Below are 13,145 nucleotides of genomic sequence, written 5' to 3' on the forward strand. Positions count from 1 at the left end.
ATACCAACCTCCCATGATACTGACTCACGTGGGGATTCCCAAAGCGGCAAATTTCTGACTCTATGGGTGCCGATTGGAGGGCATGGCCATGGGTGCAGCGATCGGAATGCGGGACGACTTTGATGCGGCCGGCTTGAGACGACTGGCGCGCGCGACCAGAAGCGCGAACCAGGGTCGTAGGCTGCTGGTGTTAGCGGAAATTTATGATGGCGGGAGCCGCAGCGATGCGGCGCGGATCGGCGGGGTAACATTGCAGATCGTGCGCGACTGGGTCGTACGATTCAATGATCGAGGTCCTGATGGGCTCCTTGATGGCAAGGCGCCGGGCAAGCCCCCCTTGTTGAATGATGCCCAGCGCCAGGCTCTTGCGGAGATCGTTGAAAGCGGCCCGATACCGGCGATCCATGGCGTTGTCCGCTGGCGACTGATCGATCTGGCGCGGTGGCTCCATGATGAGTTCGGGGTGTCCCTGACGGAAACGACCGTGGGGCGGGCGTTGAAGAAGCTGGGCTATGTCAAACTGACGGCGCGCCCGCGTCACCATGCGCAGAATGAATATGCGATGGAGGACTTCAAAAAGGGGGCTTTGCAGCCGAGCTGGCAAAGATCAAAGTCGCCCTCCCGCGCGGCACGCCGATAGAGGTCTGGTTCCAGGATGAGGCCCGGGTCGGCCAGAAAAACAAGATCACCCGCCGCTGGGCCAGGCGCGGCACGCGGCCGTCGGCACCCAAGGACCAAAGAACGAAATCGGCCTACATCTTCGGCGCCATCTGCCCAGAGCTTGGCAAGGGGGCAGGCTTGGTCCTCCCGTTCTGCAACACCCAGACCATGTCGCTGCACTTGGCGGAGATATCGCTCGCTATCGAACCAGGTGCCCACGGCGTGTTGCTGATGGATCAAGCCGGATGGCACATGACCGGAAAGCTCGAAGTACCCGATAATATCAGCATCGTTCCGCTGCCGCCCAAATGCCCCGAACTCAACCCGGTAGAAAATATCTGGCAGTTTATGCGCGATAACTGGCTATCCAACCGCGTTTTCACATTCCACGACAATATCATCGACCTTTGCTGCGAAGCCTGGAACAGGCTGGTCGATCAGCCATGGCGCATCATGACCATCGGACGCCGCAAATGGGCGCGTGGGTCGTGATCAATGCAGATTGGTATNCATGGCCAGCAGCGGCGCCTATCCAACCGCGTTTTCACATTCCACGACAATATCATCGACCTTTGCTGCGAAGCCTGGAACAGGCTGGTCGATCAGCCATGGCGCATCATGACCATCGGACGCCGCAAATGGGCGCGTGGGTCGTGATCAATGCAGATTGGTATTAGTCGGGCACGACCTCCTGCATATCAGGCGTGGGGTCAAGCGGAAGACCCGCCATCGCAGCGTTGAAGCGCTCGCGATCCAGCCCCTTTTCCCATGCCGACACCACTACCGTCGCCACGGCATTGCCGACGAAGTTGGTCAGACTCCGGCATTCACTCATGAAACGATCGACACCCAGGATCAGCGTCATACCCGCCACCGGCACCGACGGCACGATCGACAGCGTCGCCGCCAGCGTGATGAACCCCGCGCCGGTAACGCCCGCGGCACCCTTGGACGAGATCATCGCCACCAACAGCAGCAATATCTGCTGCTCCAGGCTGAGATCGACATTGCACGCCTGGGCGATGAACAACGCCGCCAGCGTCATGTAGATATTGGTGCCGTCGAGGTTGAAACTGTATCCGGTCGGCACGACCAGCCCGACCACCGACTTGCGACACCCTGCCCGCTCCATCTTCTCGATCAGGCTGGGCAATGCCGCTTCCGAAGAAGATGTGCCCAGCACAAGCAATAGTTCCGCCTTCAGATAACGGATCAGGTGCAGGATGTTGAAGCCCACCGCCCAGGCGACTGCACCCAACACGACCAGCACGAACAAAAGCGACGTCAGGTAGAAGGTCGCAACCAGCCCGGCCAGATTGGCAAGCGTGCCAACGCCATATTCGGCAATGGTGAAGGCCATGGCGCCAAAGGCCCCGATCGGCGCCGCCTTCATCAGGATCGACACCAGCTTGAACACGGCGTGACTGGCCGATTCCAGCACCGTCATCAGTGGTTGCGCCTTGTCCCCGATCAGGGTCAACGCGATGCCGAACAGGATCGCCACGAACAGCACCTGCAATATGTTGCCGTCCGCCACCGCCGACACCATCGTCGACGGGATGATGCTCATCAGGAAGCCGGTCAGGGTGCGCTCATGCGCCTGATGCGCATAATCGGCGACCTTGCCGGCATCGAGCGTGGCGGGATCAATATTAAGGCCAGCGCCCGGCTGGACGAAATTGGCGACGATCAGGCCGACCACTAGCGCCAGAGTTGAGAATGTCAGGAAATAGCCGAATGCCTTGGCGGCGACCCGGCCGATCGCCCCCAATTCCTTCATGCCGGCAATACCGGTAACGATCGTCAGGAAGATCACCGGGGCGATGATCATCTTCACCAGCTTGATGAAGGCTTCGCCCAGCGGTTTCAACTGCTTGCCAACATCGGGCCAGACATGGCCGATCAGTACGCCCAGCGCGATCGCAGCCAGCACCTGAACATAGAGTTGACGATAGAAAGGCAGCCGGGGCGTCGCCTGAACCGGCGAGTTTGGCGATGGCAGCATGATGGTTGGCGTCCCCCTGTTTGCGCCGCAGCATATGGGCGGCCCCTGCCCTGTCCAGAAGAATATCGACCCGTTTCAATTTCCTGCTTGCGCGAGCCACCGACCCTCGTTATTGGCCCCCTCCACGGCGGGCGTGTAGCTCAGTGGTAGAGCACTGTGTTGACATCGCAGGGGTCGCAAGTTCAATCCTTGCCACGCCCACCATGACAAAGCCCGTCGCTTCCGATGAAGCGGCGGGCTTTCTCTTTTCCAGCTTCTGACCAACCGCAGATCAGCGCAAGGCGACCTTGGCGTCACCCAGCTTGCGGCAGGCTTCGCGCTTCGCCGACAGGGCACGCTCGACCTTTGCCCAGACGACTATGTCGGCAGCGGTAATCGTCTCTTCATCGAAAGAGCGGGCGGGGAGCGAAATCAGAACGGACATGGGCAAGATCAACTCAGGGGACGAACACAGGCTCGACTATAGCCTGTGCCAATGTCACGGGGGTGTCCTGAACATTACAGACTGGCAATGCGCCGGATCGGAGCGAGAATGGCGACAGCATGCGAGACGATCGGCGGGCAGCGGGTGCTGTTCGTCATGGCGGTGGACGCCGAATATGGCCCGCACCTGCGGGCGCGCTTCACGCCACTGCTGACCGGCGTCGGGCCGATAGAGGCGGCGCTCGCCACCGGCATGGCATTACAGGAGTTGGAGCGGCAACAGGTTCGACCCGATCTTGCCGTCTCCCTGGGATCAGCCGGATCGCGCATCTGCCCGCTGGGCGAGATTTTCCAGATCGCCAGCGTGTCGTGGCGCGACATGGATGCCTCCCGCCTGGGTTTTACCAAGGGCGTAACGCCGCTCACCGATCATCCGATCGACGTACCGCTGGTGACGCCGCTCACCCTCCCCTCGGTCCGATTATCGACCGGCGCCAATGTGGTGGGCGGCGATGACTATGCCGCGATCGACGCGGACATGGTCGATATGGAGACATTTGCGGTGGCGCGCGCCTGTGAGCGGTTCGGTGTGCCATTGATGGGGCTGCGCGGCGTGTCCGATGGTCCTGGCGAACTGGACCATATCCATGGCTGGATGGAATTGCTCGGCCTGATTGACGAGCGGTTGGCGCAGGTCGTGGACCTGTTGCCTGAAGCGCTAAACCGTCAGCAGCCGCCTTTCATGACGGCGCTGCGCGGCCAGGACAACTGATAGGTCACCAGAAAGCCGTCATGGTCTGACAGTTCGGGACCGCTGGGGCCACCGTCGAACATCGCCTCGACGCGGATTGGGTGAACCGAAACCGTATCGCCAGGCCAAAAAAAATGCAGATCCTGCGTGTCCATCCAGGGTTCGTCGCCATCCCATGACATCTGCACATCGCAACCCGATGCGGGATCGGCGCAGACGCGATGGACCAAGTCGAGCGACTGGTAGCGAGAGAAACTCTCCCAACGATCTTCGGAATGACGCATGTTGAAATCGCCGCCGAAGATCAGCGGATAGGCGTCATCATGGCTGCGGTCGATGAAGACGGAGGCTTCGAGCGATTGCCGATCATGGGCGGCGAGATTGCGGTGAGCCGGCGCGCGGGAAGCGCCACGGCTGTTCATATGGGTGTCGTATATGTCGATCGGCGTCGGCGCGCCGGGGATAGCGATGCGCGCCAACATGATCCCCTTGTTGGCAAGGCAGTCGATCCCGGCGCAGGAGCGCCGGCCGTAGGCGTGCATATCGACATGGACGATCGGGTAGCGCGAGGCGATGGCAAGGCCGCTGCCGGTCAGGTGCAGGCCGACTTCACCGCGCTTGATGTGCGATCGTCCGGGCAGCGTCTCCTTCGTTACGCCCTGCGCGCGGGTCGTGCGGCGCGGGCCGGTAACGATGGCGGGATAGCCGGTGGCGGCGATCGCCTGCTTGGCTGCGCCGCTGAACATTTCCTGGAAAAGAACGACATCGGGCGCCCGTCCCTCTGCGCGCAAGCCGGCCAGTCGTTCGCCGATGGCCCGCAGCGAGGGGGCCCGGCCCGATCGGGCGGGCCAGCCCAGACCCTCGATATTATAGGTTAGAACCGACAGGGTCGTGGTCACGCGCTCCCGATCCGGTGCGGCGAAGATGGGCGGAGTTGCCTCCGCGCAACTTAGGGCACGGCGGGGAAGTGGCGTGGCACAACCGGTCGTCAACAGGGCAAATGCCAGCGCCGTGCCCCGCATACCCCTGATCCATCGCTGTAGCGCCGCCATGGGTCTGCCCGGCCTATTCGCCCTCGAAGACGATCAGCGCCTGCGATGCGACGCCGTCGGCCTCCAGTGCCGCCTTGCCGCCCAGATCGGGCAGATCGACCGCGAACAGCGCCATGAGGACACTCGCGCCCTGTTCACGCAACAGTTGCGCAGCCGCCAAAGCGGTGCCCCCGGTGGCGATCAGATCGTCGACCAGGATGACGCGCGCGCCCTGGGGCACCTGCCCTTCATGCAGTTCCAGCCGGTCCGTGCCATATTCCAGCACATAGTCGATCCCCACGACCTTGCCCGGCAGCTTGCCCTTTTTGCGCACCGGCACGAAGCCCTTGCCCAGCGCATGGGCGAGCGCCGCGCCGAGGATGAAGCCGCGCGCCTCGATCCCGACGATCAGGTCGGCATCCAGCGGGCGCGCGACGTTGACCAGCCGGTCTACCAGTTCGGCAAAACCGGGACCATCGGCCAGCAATGTCGTCACGTCTCGGAACATGATGCCCGGCTTTGGAAAGTCGGGAATAGTGCGGATCAGGGCCGTCAGGCTGTCGATGCTCATGCCGCCTCCATAGAGAATGGGCGCGGCTCCCTCAAGGAACCGCGCCCATTCTCTATGAAATATGGCATTTTGTCTCAGATCGTCAGATTTCAGACGGCCGCCTTCTTCTTGTCCGCCCAGATATTCTGGTAGGACATATAGGCCAGGCCCGTGGCGATCAGCAGGAAGATGATCGTCGCCAGGCCCGCGCTGCGGCGATTCTCAAGCTTCGGTTCGGCGGTCCAGGTCAGGAATGCCGACACGTCCTGCGCCATCTGGTCCACGGTCGCCTTGGTGCCGTCGCCATAGGTCACCTGACCTTCGGCCGACAGCGGGGGCGCCATGGCGAGGTTGAGGTTGGGGAAATAGGGGTTGTAGTGCAGCCCCTCCGGCGTCTTGGCATCCGGGAAATGCTTGAGCAGTTCTGCCGGTTGTTCCTGGAAGCCCGTCAGCAGCGAATAGACATAGGCGCTGCCGTGGTGGCGAGCCTTGGTCATCAGCGACAGATCCGGCGGGATCGCATTGTTGTTCGCCGCCGCCGCCGCGACATTGTTCGCGAAGGGCTTGGGGAAGTGATCGGCCGGGACCGGGTCACGGGTCGACGCCTCGCCGGTGGCGGGGTCGACCGATGGGGTCTTGATCGCCCACTGCTTGGCGATCGCCTTCACTTCGGCCTCGTTATAGCCGAGCGCCTCGAGATCGCGGAAGGCAACGAACTTCAGGCTGTGACAGGCGGAGCAGACTTCCTTGAACACCTGGAAGCCGCGCTGGAGCTGCTGCTTGTCATATTTGCCGAAGGGGCCGTCGAACGAGAAGGAGACATGCTTTACCGGCTCATGGAACTCATGTTCCACCGTAGGTACGGGCGGTTCGGAGACATATGCCACCGCACCGATCAGGAAGGAAATGAACAGCCAGCCTGCAAAGAAGAGGCCGACGAGGAATGCGCCAATGCGAACCATGGTCTTATCTACCCCTTATTCGGCCGGGACCGCGACGGTTTCGCCGTCGGTCTTGCCATATTTCGCCAGCACCGCCTCGGTGATCGAGCCGGGCAGCGGCAGCGGCTTTTCAAAGCGCGATATCAGCGGAAGAATAATCAGGAAATGGGCGAAATAATAGGCCGCCGCGACCTGGCTCATCATGACATAGGGTTCTTCCGCCGGCGCGCCGCCCAACCAGCCCAGGATCAATACGTCGATGACGAGGATCCAGAAAAACTTGTTGAAGGTCGGCCGATACTTGCCCGATCGCACCGGCGACGTGTCCAGCCAGGGAAGGAAGAAGAGCAGCAGGATCGACGCGAACATCGCCAGCACGCCCAGCAGCTTCGCGGGGACGAAGAAGAAGTCCACCGTGAAGGCGCGCAGGATCGCGTAGAAGGGCCAGAAATACCATTCCGGCACGATGTGCGCGGGAGTCGAAAGCGGGTTCGCCTCGATATAGTTATCCGGGTGCCCCAGGAAATTGGGCGCGAAGAACAGCAGGATCGAGAAGGCGATCAGGAAGATGCCCGCGCCGAAGCCGTCCTTGGCGGTGTAATAGGGATGGAAGGGCACGGTGTCCTGCGGCCCCTTCACTTCCACGCCGGTCGGGTTCGAGGAACCCGGAATATGCAGCGCCCAGATGTGCAGGATGATGACGCCCGCAATCACGAAGGGCAGCAGGAAGTGGAGCGAGAAGAAGCGGTTCAGCGAGGCGTTGCCGGGCGCGAAGCCGCCCAGCAGCCAGGTCTGGATCGGCTCGCCCACGACCGGGATCGCGCCGAACAGGCCGGTAATGACCTTCGCGCCCCAGTAGCTCATCTGGCCCCAGGGAAGCACATAGCCCATGAAAGCGGTCGCCATCATCAGCAGGAAGATGACGAGGCCGAGCAGCCACACCATTTCACGGGGCGCCTTGTAGGAGCCGAAATAGAGGCCGCGGAAGATGTGGAGATAGACCACGATGAAGAAGAAGCTGGCGCCGTTGGCGTGGGCATAGCGCATCAGCCAGCCCGCATTCACGTCGCGCATCGTCTGTTCGACGGTGCCGAAGGCGACCAGATCATTGGCGCCATAATGCATCGCCATGATGACGCCGGTAACGATCTGGATAACCAGCGCAAGGCCAGCGAGAACACCGAAGTTCCAAAAATAATTGAGGTTGCGCGGAACCGGATAGCCAGCACCGACGGCGTTGTAGACGAGGCGCGGCAAAGGCAGCTTCTCATCGACCCACTGCATCACGGGATGCTTGGGGGTATATTGCTCAGCCCAAGGAAAGCTCATGTCGGTCCCCCTCAACCCACGAGAATGGCGGTGTCGGAAGTGAAGCTGTACTTCGGCACTTCCAGATTTTTGGGGGCAGGCCCCTTACGGATGCGGGCGGCAGTGTCATAGGACGATCCGTGGCAAGGGCAGAAATAACCGCCGAATTCGCCGCGATTCTCGCCTTCGCCCGCGCCCAGCGGCACGCAGCCCAGATGGGTGCACACGCCCATGGTCACCAGCCACTGCTTCTTGCCGTCAACGGTGCGCTCTTCCAGCGTCTGCGGGTCGCGCAGCGTGGAAGGATCGACCTTGTCGGCTTCGGCAATTTCCTTCGGCGTCAGTTGGCGCACGAACAGCGGCTGACTGCGGAACGTGGTCTTGATCGCCTGACCGGGCTGGATTGCCGAAAGATCGACCTCAGCCGATGCCAGCGCCAGCACGTCGGCGCTGGGATTCATCTGGTCGACGAGTGGGAGGACCACAGCGACCGCGCCGACCCCGGCGAAGCTCACTGCGGCGATGTTGATAAAATCCCGGCGGCGTACGCCATCTTCGCCGGATGGACCCGTACCGTCTATCTGTTCAACGCTCGCCATGCACCTCTACCCTTGCAAGACTTCCCTGTCACACCGGAATGCCGTTGCCGGCGCTGATTATCAAGGGTTTTGGGCACTCGACCAAGGGTCGACCCGCCTCCCCCCGGCGTGGTTCGAGGGGCGTGATAACCGCACTGCGCCCGCTTTGCCAGTCGCAATATCACCTAGCCTATTGCAAATGCTCTTGATCGACTATGGCGCAACCTATGCGTATCGCCCTTTATCAACCGGAGATTGCCGGCAATGTCGGCGCCATATTGCGCCTGGCCGCCTGCTTTCAGGTGCCGGTCGACATCATCATGCCCACCGGATTCGCCTTTTCCGACGCCCGCCTGAAACGCGCGGCGATGGATTATGGGGAATCCGCGGACGTCACCCGACACGCCAATTTTGCCGCTTTCGATGCGGAGCGGCGGGCGCAGGGCCGCCGCCTGCTGCTGATGAGCGCCCACGCCTCGCAGAAATTGCCGGAAGTGCAGTTCCAGCCCGACGACGTGCTGCTGATGGGATCGGAAAGCGCCGGCGTACCGATCGACGTGCGCGATCTGGCGGACATCCGCATTCGCATCCCGATGGCGCCGGGTTTTCGATCCTTGAACATCGCCGTTTCCACCGGCATCGCTGTCGCCGAAGCCCTTCGCCAGACCGGAAAGTTTCCCGAATGACCGTCAGCAATCCGATTCCCGCCGTCCCCTTCGCGCTGGACGCCCGACAGCAGGCGGCGCGCGCATGGTTCGAATCGCTACGGGACCGGATCTGCGCCGAGTTCGAGGCGATCGAGCGGGAAGCGGGCAGCGATGCGCGTTTCGATTTCACCGCATGGGATCGCGAAGCCGAAGGGCAGGCGCCCGGTGAAGGCGGGGGGGGCGTGCGCGGTGTTATGAAGGGCAAGGTCTTCGAGAAGGTCGGCGTCAATGTGTCGACCGTCGGTGGCGAATTTGCCCCCGGCTTTGCCCAGACCATCCATGGCGCGGCCGACAATCCCGCCTTCTTCGCCACCGGCATCAGCCTGGTCGCGCATATGGCCAATCCGCATGTTCCGGCCGTGCATATGAACACCCGCTATCTGATGACGACCAAAAGCTGGTTCGGTGGCGGCGCGGATCTCAACCCGCCCCTGCCGCGCGACGAAGATACAGCGCATTTCCATGATGTGCTGAAGGGTGCCTGCGACGCACATGACACAAATCACTATTCACGCTTCAAGGCGTGGGCGGACGAATATTTCTTCATCCCGCATCGCAATGTGCATCGCGGTGTCGGCGGCATCTTCTACGATCATCTGGAGTGCGCCGACGATACCGCGTTCGACGCGCATTTCGCCTTCACCCGTGCGGTCGGCGACGCTTTTCTCAACGCCTTCCCGCCGATCGTGCGACGGCGCATGAGCGAATCGTGGAACGAAGCAGACTATCGCACCATGCTGGAATGGCGCGGTCGCTATGCCGAATTCAACCTGGTCCATGATCGCGGCACATTGTTCGGCCTCAAGACCGGCGGCAATATCGATGCGATCCTGATGAGCCTGCCACCGATGGCGAGCTGGAACTGATGCCCTTCCTTCCGGTCGAACCCGGCATGGTGGCGACGGTCGTCACCCATCTGGAGATGCTGGAACGACCGAAGCCAGCCCCGATCCCGCCCACACCGCTGCGGCTGGTGCCGTGGAGGCGACCGGATCTGGATGCCTATCGCACCCTGTTCCGCCGCGTCGGGGCGCCCTGGCTATGGTTTTCGCGGCTGGTAATGGCCGATTCGGACCTGGCGGCGATCCTTCATGATCCAGCGGTGGAGGTCTATGCGGTCACTGATCCGCGCGGGACCGAAGTCGGCTTGCTGGAACTGGATTTCCGCTCGCCGCCCGATTGCGAGTTGAGCTTTTTCGGACTCGTGCCGGAACTGAACGGCAAGGGGCTGGGCCGCTGGCTGATGGCACAGGCCAGGTCGCTCGCCTGGCGCAAGGGCGTGGAGCGCTTCTGGGTCCACACCTGTACGCTGGACAGCCCGGCAGCGCTCGGCTTTTACATCCGGTCAGGCTTCACCGCCTATGGGCGCGAAATCGAAACCTTCGCCGACCCGCGGCTGGCAGGCGTGCTACCGAGCGAGGCCGCGCCCCATGTGCCGTTGCTGGGCATGCGATAGGCCACTCAGCTGAATATATCCGAGACATCCTGCGGTTGCGCCTGCCGATAGAGGCGCGCCAGCATCACGAGCATATAGACCTGAACGATACTGGACACCGCCGCACCCGCGAGCCCCCCCGCCAGTCGCGCGACGTCAGGCCCGCCGGCAAGCCCACCCAGCGAACCGATAATGGCCTGCGCCGCCGATCCGGCGATCGTGGACAGCAGCATGACGATGATGAAGAAGCCGAACAGGCGCCAGAAATAACCGCGGGTCAAAGCCCAGGCCTGTCGCAACGAATCCATGACGCCAAGCCGCATGTCAATCACCACCGGATTGAGCAGCACGAGCCGGATACTGGCGAAGAAGATAAGACCTGCCGCACCGAAACCCAGCAACAGGCCGATCCCGGCCGCCAGTTGTTTCGACGCCAGAGACAATAGGACGCCGATCAGTGCGGCCGCCACGAATATACCGGCCACGACACCCAGGACGACCAGCGCCGTGCCGATCAGCACCGGCAGGCGTGCGAAGCTGAGGCGCAGCGCCTCCCCCACGCTGATGCCGGGACGCAATGCCAGCGCGAACAGAGTCAGCGAGCCGAACCAGATGAGGAGGATAGTCACCAGCATCGCCAGTCCGAAACTGGCTGGCATGGCCGGAATCGTGTCCGGCTTGGGCTGGGCGAACCAGGCCTGCAATTCGGAGGGCATCATTTCCTGGAGAATGAGGCCCGGCAGTGCCACGAACAGCAGGGCCACGGGGAAGAGCAAGGTCGCCTCGCGCGCGACGAAGGCCACCGCCTGTTCCCACGCCTTGCCGATCGACATTGTCGCCATATCTATGTGCCTGCCTCATGCTGAAAATGCGGCGCGAGACTTGATCGCTCGGCCCGCCCAAGTCAAGGAAGCGCCCCATGTCCGATGTTTCTTCCGATCCCACCGCCTTCCCAGTTTCCGTCGAATGGCGGGTCGATCCCGGCCTGGTCGACTATCCGGGCGCTCTGGCAGAAATGGAAGCGCGCGCTGCCGCCATTTACGAGGGCGAGGCGCAGGAGCGGGTCTGGCTGCTGGAACATCCGCCGCTCTACACCGCCGGAACCAGCGCCGATCCGGCTGAACTGCTGGACCCGCGCTTTCCGGTGTATGATGCGGGACGCGGCGGACGCTATACCTATCATGGACCGGGGCAGCGGATCGGCTATCTCAACATCGACCTGCGCGAACGCGGTAAGGACGTCCGCAATTTCGTGCATCATCTGGAAGGCTGGATGATCGCGGCGCTGGGCGACCTGGGCATAGTGGCCCGCCGGGCAGAGGGTCGGATCGGTATCTGGACCGACGATCCGCAGGGGCGCGAGGCCAAGATCGGCGCACTGGGTATCCGGGTACGACGCTGGGTCACGCTGCACGGCTTTTCGATCAACGTCGATCCCGACCTGTCCCATTTCGGGGGCATCGTGCCATGCGGCATCAGCGAATATCCCGTTACCAGCATCGCGGCCCTCGGCGGCAATCCGTCGATGCCAGCGCTGGATTCGGCGCTCAAGGCGCATTTCCCGACCTTTCTTGCCAGCCTCAGGCGCTGTGGCGCGGGGGTTGAGCAATGTGACATAGGCCGTTAGGTTTGCCGCTTTCGCCGGGCGGGGGAATTGCCGGGCACCCATCGTTTAAGGAAACCCGGATGCGTTTTGGCGCAAATATACTCTCTACCCTGACCCTGATCGCCGCGACCCTGCCGCTGGCGGCTTGCGGCGGCAAGGAAGAGAGCGGCAACAAGGTACAGATGAAAGATATGGAAGTGGTGGACGGCACCGCAACCGACGCCATGACCGATCTTGACGGCGTACAGAGCGAAGGCACTGCCGTCGCCCTGCCCGGCAACAACAGCGCGGACAATAGCAGCGCGCCAGCCAGGCCCGCGCCGGAAAAAGCGCCGGCCCAGGAAGCGGAAGTCCTGTCAGACCAGTAGGGCTGGCGCGATCGTTCAGGGTTGGTACAAGGGGCCGGACGGAATGAGGGCGCCGGTTCCGACGCCTTTCCAGAGAGGCAGTAATAGATGATTTCGCGTTTCCCGTTGCGCCGCGCGCTCGCCGGTCTGACTTTGGCGATCGCGCCGATGATGGCGCAGCCGGCATCGGCCCAATTCTTCTGGTCCCCGCCCGACATGAGCGCGCCGCCGCTGACCGATGCGGCCGCCGCGACAGCACTCGGCCTGCCCGGCGCCACGCCGGCGGAAATCAAGGCGGGCCTCGCCTGGAACCTGCGCGCCGCGCTCAATGTCGCGGCGCTGCAATGCCAGTTCGAGCCGACCCTGCTGTCGACCAGCAATTACAACGCCATGATCGCCCATCATGACGCGGAACTGGATGTGGCACAGGCCGCGCTGCTCGGCTATTTCCAGCGCACCGTCGGCAAAGGCAAGGCAGGTCAGTCTGCGTCCGACATGTATAATACCCGCATCTATTCGAGCTATTCGACGGTGCAGGCGCAGAAGGGATTCTGCCAGACGACTGCGGAAGTCGGCCGGCAGGCCATCTTTGCCGATCGCGGCACGCTCCATGAAGTGGGTCGCGTCGGACTTGGGCCGATCAAAAAATCGCTCATCGCGGCAGGGGAGCAATATTATGGTACGCCAGGCTATGACTATAACGTCGCCCTGCCATCCTTCGATCCCAAATGCTGGAAAAAGGGCGTGTTGCTCCCCGTCTGCCATCAGGCATGGAACGACAAGGCTGGCGTGACGCCCTGATC

At 62.5% G+C, this 13,145-nt stretch carries 16 protein-coding genes and 1 tRNA gene; 9 read left to right on the top strand and 8 right to left on the bottom strand.

Going from position 1 to position 13,145, the window contains the following annotated elements; all coding sequences use genetic code 11:
* Positions 1-88: 88 nt before the first annotated feature.
* Positions 89-1,152, top strand: a protein-coding gene (locus ASE85_RS22650; RefSeq protein ID WP_156358420.1) for an IS630 family transposase whose coding sequence is annotated in 2 segments (ribosomal slippage) — positions 89-580 and positions 583-1,152 — 1,062 coding nt in all. Because the reading frame shifts where the segments join, the coding sequence is not laid out codon by codon here.
* A 181-nt stretch (positions 1,153-1,333) separates the two neighbouring features.
* On the opposite strand, the gene ASE85_RS17375 is transcribed toward ASE85_RS22650, so the two are convergent.
* On the bottom strand, positions 1,334-2,665 hold the full coding sequence (locus tag ASE85_RS17375) for a dicarboxylate/amino acid:cation symporter (RefSeq protein ID WP_056691366.1): 1,332 nt from the start codon (positions 2,663-2,665) through the stop codon (positions 1,334-1,336).
* A 129-nt stretch (positions 2,666-2,794) separates the two neighbouring features.
* Here ASE85_RS17375 and ASE85_RS17380 point away from each other — a divergent pair.
* Positions 2,795-2,869, top strand: a tRNA-Val gene (locus ASE85_RS17380).
* 67 nt (positions 2,870-2,936) lie between these two features.
* On the opposite strand, the gene ASE85_RS23200 is transcribed toward ASE85_RS17380, so the two are convergent.
* Positions 2,937-3,089, bottom strand: coding sequence for a hypothetical protein (locus ASE85_RS23200; RefSeq protein WP_156358413.1), 153 nt, complete (start codon positions 3,087-3,089; stop codon positions 2,937-2,939).
* 108 nt (positions 3,090-3,197) lie between these two features.
* Here ASE85_RS23200 and ASE85_RS17385 point away from each other — a divergent pair, with 108 nt between their 5' ends.
* The gene (locus tag ASE85_RS17385) at positions 3,198-3,860 is read left to right on the top strand and encodes a 5'-methylthioadenosine/S-adenosylhomocysteine nucleosidase (RefSeq protein ID WP_056691370.1); all 663 of its coding nucleotides are present in this window, start codon (positions 3,198-3,200) and stop codon (positions 3,858-3,860) included.
* Here the strand turns inward: ASE85_RS17385 and ASE85_RS17390 are convergent.
* The 5 genes from ASE85_RS17390 to petA all read right to left on the bottom strand — a co-directional run bounded on the left by ASE85_RS17390 (position 3,815) and on the right by petA (position 8,268).
* Positions 3,815-4,738 carry an endonuclease/exonuclease/phosphatase family protein gene (locus ASE85_RS17390; RefSeq protein WP_235523604.1) on the bottom strand — a complete coding sequence of 308 codons (924 nt, stop codon included), beginning with the start codon at positions 4,736-4,738 and terminating at the stop codon, positions 3,815-3,817. The two genes, ASE85_RS17385 and ASE85_RS17390, sit on opposite strands and share 46 nt — an antisense overlap.
* A gap of 166 nt (positions 4,739-4,904) precedes the next feature.
* A complete protein-coding gene (locus tag ASE85_RS17395) occupies positions 4,905-5,441 on the bottom strand; it encodes an adenine phosphoribosyltransferase (protein WP_056691375.1) in 537 nt (178 codons plus the stop codon).
* Positions 5,442-5,530: 89 nt separating this feature from the next.
* Positions 5,531-6,382 carry a cytochrome c1 gene (locus ASE85_RS17400; RefSeq protein ID WP_056691378.1) on the bottom strand — a complete coding sequence of 284 codons (852 nt, stop codon included), beginning with the start codon at positions 6,380-6,382 and terminating at the stop codon, positions 5,531-5,533.
* A gap of 15 nt (positions 6,383-6,397) precedes the next feature.
* Entirely contained in the window at positions 6,398-7,690 is a 1,293-nt protein-coding gene (locus ASE85_RS17405; protein WP_056691381.1) for a cytochrome b, read from the bottom strand.
* Between the two features lie 11 nt (positions 7,691-7,701).
* Positions 7,702-8,268, bottom strand: coding sequence for a ubiquinol-cytochrome c reductase iron-sulfur subunit (petA, locus tag ASE85_RS17410; RefSeq protein WP_056691384.1), 567 nt, complete (start codon positions 8,266-8,268; stop codon positions 7,702-7,704).
* A 194-nt stretch (positions 8,269-8,462) separates the two neighbouring features.
* Here petA and ASE85_RS17415 point away from each other — a divergent pair, with 194 nt between their 5' ends.
* From ASE85_RS17415 to ASE85_RS17425, 3 genes are read left to right on the top strand one after another with little or no spacing between them, the layout of a single operon-like run.
* Positions 8,463-8,933 carry a tRNA (cytidine(34)-2'-O)-methyltransferase gene (locus ASE85_RS17415; RefSeq protein ID WP_082462911.1) on the top strand — a complete coding sequence of 157 codons (471 nt, stop codon included), beginning with the start codon at positions 8,463-8,465 and terminating at the stop codon, positions 8,931-8,933.
* Positions 8,930-9,820, top strand: a complete 891-nt coding sequence (gene hemF / locus ASE85_RS17420; protein ID WP_056691391.1) for an oxygen-dependent coproporphyrinogen oxidase — start codon at positions 8,930-8,932, stop codon at positions 9,818-9,820. The genes ASE85_RS17415 and hemF overlap by 4 nt, the downstream gene beginning before the upstream one ends.
* Positions 9,820-10,410, top strand: a complete 591-nt coding sequence (locus ASE85_RS17425; protein ID WP_056691394.1) for a GNAT family N-acetyltransferase — start codon at positions 9,820-9,822, stop codon at positions 10,408-10,410. The genes hemF and ASE85_RS17425 overlap by 1 nt, the downstream gene beginning before the upstream one ends.
* A gap of 5 nt (positions 10,411-10,415) precedes the next feature.
* Here ASE85_RS17425 and ASE85_RS17430 read toward each other — a convergent pair whose 3' ends face one another.
* A complete protein-coding gene (locus ASE85_RS17430) occupies positions 10,416-11,231 on the bottom strand; it encodes a hypothetical protein (RefSeq protein ID WP_056691396.1) in 816 nt (271 codons plus the stop codon).
* Positions 11,232-11,308: 77 nt separating this feature from the next.
* Between ASE85_RS17430 and lipB the strand changes: the two genes are divergently transcribed.
* From lipB to ASE85_RS17445, 3 genes are all read left to right on the top strand, one after another.
* Complete coding sequence (gene lipB, locus ASE85_RS17435; RefSeq protein ID WP_056691399.1) at positions 11,309-12,016, top strand: lipoyl(octanoyl) transferase LipB; 708 nt, start codon at positions 11,309-11,311, stop codon at positions 12,014-12,016.
* 59 nt (positions 12,017-12,075) lie between these two features.
* On the top strand, positions 12,076-12,363 hold the full coding sequence (locus ASE85_RS17440) for a hypothetical protein (protein WP_056691402.1): 288 nt from the start codon (positions 12,076-12,078) through the stop codon (positions 12,361-12,363).
* 87 nt (positions 12,364-12,450) lie between these two features.
* A complete protein-coding gene (locus tag ASE85_RS17445) occupies positions 12,451-13,143 on the top strand; it encodes a hypothetical protein (protein WP_056691406.1) in 693 nt (230 codons plus the stop codon).
* Positions 13,144-13,145 lie beyond the last annotated feature (2 nt).

Origin of the sequence: Sphingobium sp. Leaf26 (assembly GCF_001421665.1) — a bacterium.
Taxonomy (GTDB): Bacteria; Pseudomonadota; Alphaproteobacteria; order Sphingomonadales; family Sphingomonadaceae; genus Sphingobium.

Bases quoted from the DNA above. Each gene is read 5' to 3' on its own strand.
- ASE85_RS17375 (WP_056691366.1), bottom strand. From the start codon at position 2,665: ATGCTGCCATCGCCAAACTCGCCGGTTCAGGCGACGCCCCGGCTGCCT.
- ASE85_RS23200 (WP_156358413.1), bottom strand. From the start codon at position 3,089: ATGTCCGTTCTGATTTCGCTCCCCGCCCGCTCTTTCGATGAAGAGACG.
- ASE85_RS17385 (WP_056691370.1), top strand. From the start codon at position 3,198: ATGGCGACAGCATGCGAGACGATCGGCGGGCAGCGGGTGCTGTTCGTC.
- ASE85_RS17395 (WP_056691375.1), bottom strand. From the start codon at position 5,441: ATGAGCATCGACAGCCTGACGGCCCTGATCCGCACTATTCCCGACTTT.
- ASE85_RS17400 (WP_056691378.1), bottom strand. From the start codon at position 6,382: ATGGTTCGCATTGGCGCATTCCTCGTCGGCCTCTTCTTTGCAGGCTGG.
- ASE85_RS17405 (WP_056691381.1), bottom strand. From the start codon at position 7,690: ATGAGCTTTCCTTGGGCTGAGCAATATACCCCCAAGCATCCCGTGATG.
- petA (WP_056691384.1), bottom strand. From the start codon at position 8,268: ATGGCGAGCGTTGAACAGATAGACGGTACGGGTCCATCCGGCGAAGAT.
- ASE85_RS17415 (WP_082462911.1), top strand. From the start codon at position 8,463: ATGGCGCAACCTATGCGTATCGCCCTTTATCAACCGGAGATTGCCGGC.
- hemF (WP_056691391.1), top strand. From the start codon at position 8,930: ATGACCGTCAGCAATCCGATTCCCGCCGTCCCCTTCGCGCTGGACGCC.
- ASE85_RS17425 (WP_056691394.1), top strand. From the start codon at position 9,820: ATGCCCTTCCTTCCGGTCGAACCCGGCATGGTGGCGACGGTCGTCACC.
- ASE85_RS17430 (WP_056691396.1), bottom strand. From the start codon at position 11,231: ATGGCGACAATGTCGATCGGCAAGGCGTGGGAACAGGCGGTGGCCTTC.
- lipB (WP_056691399.1), top strand. From the start codon at position 11,309: ATGTCCGATGTTTCTTCCGATCCCACCGCCTTCCCAGTTTCCGTCGAA.
- ASE85_RS17440 (WP_056691402.1), top strand. From the start codon at position 12,076: ATGCGTTTTGGCGCAAATATACTCTCTACCCTGACCCTGATCGCCGCG.
- ASE85_RS17445 (WP_056691406.1), top strand. From the start codon at position 12,451: ATGATTTCGCGTTTCCCGTTGCGCCGCGCGCTCGCCGGTCTGACTTTG.